This window comes from Algoriphagus alkaliphilus, assembly GCF_900103735.1.
Classification (GTDB): domain Bacteria; phylum Bacteroidota; class Bacteroidia; order Cytophagales; family Cyclobacteriaceae; genus Algoriphagus; species Algoriphagus alkaliphilus.
The window spans coordinates 1-1,267 of the sequence record NZ_FMXE01000079.1 but is presented as its reverse complement, the minus strand read 5'-3'; the positions used below and the strand labels follow the sequence as shown (position 1 = coordinate 1,267).

General features: G+C 38.4%; 1 protein-coding gene. It reads left to right on the top strand.

The window, feature by feature from the left end; genetic code table 11:
• Positions 1-207: 207 nt before the first annotated feature.
• On the top strand, positions 208-1,026 hold the full coding sequence (locus BLQ81_RS21855; protein ID WP_092735298.1) for a KilA-N domain-containing protein: 819 nt from the start codon (positions 208-210) through the stop codon (positions 1,024-1,026).
• Positions 1,027-1,267 lie beyond the last annotated feature (241 nt).

Genomic DNA, 1,267 nt, shown 5'->3' with positions numbered 1-1,267 from the left:
AGCGATTTATAAACATGAAGAGCCGTGTGAGGTGAGAGTCTCACGCACGGTTCTGTGGGAAGGTGAGGGTGAAATTCCCTTGCCTGACCCGATTGGCGGTCATTGTAAAGCGACATAAATAAGATAAAGACAAATAAAAACCAAATAAGAACAACTTATTCTAACCATAATTTCTTTTTGTAACTTTGACGCTTAGTGAAATAAAAAATGGCAAAAAGCAGAAAACTAAACGTAAACGAATCACCGATAACGGTAATCAATCAAAATGAAACTGACTATATTAGTTTGACCGATATGACAGCTTCTTTTCGTGAAGGAAGCGGACTAATCGGCAAGTGGGTTACGAACAAAAATACATTGGAATATATCGGTGTTTGGGAAAAAATCAACAACCCAAATTTTAATTACCCCGAATTCGGGGTAATTACCCAAGAAGCAGGAGTGAATAGGTTCATAATGTCTGTCGGACAATGGATTGAACGAACAAGTGCAGTTGGGATGCTTGTAAAAGTAGGGCGTTACGGTGGAACTTATGCACACAAAGACATTGCATTCCACTTTGCAATGTGGCTAAGTCCTGAATTTCAAATATACTTGGTCAATGAATTTCAACGTCTGAAAGACGATGAAAACAACCGACTGAAATTAGAATGGAACTTTCAAAGGACATTAGCCAAGGTAAATTACCATATTCACACAGACGCAATCAAAGAAAACTTAATACCGAATGAAATAACTAAACAACAAGCAAGTTTTGTTTACGCCAATGAAGCCGATTTATTAAACGTTGCACTTTTCGGAATTACAGCAAAAGAATGGAGAGACAAGAATTCCAACAAAGAAGGAAACATCAGAGATTATGCGACATTGGAACAGTTAGTTGTGTTAAGCAATATGGAAAGTATAAACGCTTTGCTCATCCGACAAGGTTTGACACAAAACGACCGCCTAATCCAGCTCAATAAAACAGCCATTACACAAATGAAATCATTGCTTGAAAGTAACACAATGAAGAAACTAAAATAGGTCGACAAAAAACAACGAACCGCCAACATCACCTATACGCAAGCAGGGGTTTCGTGCTTCGTAAGACAGGAAAGTGGTAAATTTAAAGTTCAATTCTTCGTAGAAAGTTCAGTGGTAAAAATCCCTGCCTGCGTATAGCTGAGAAACGTGTGTGACTTGAATTGACCTTAAAAGTAGGTTGAATGCTTTGAAATAGATGGAGGACTATTGAGAGATCAATAGAGAGGCCCTCCGATGGCGG

Bases quoted from the DNA above. Each gene is read 5' to 3' on its own strand.
- BLQ81_RS21855 (WP_092735298.1), top strand. From the start codon at position 208: ATGGCAAAAAGCAGAAAACTAAACGTAAACGAATCACCGATAACGGTA.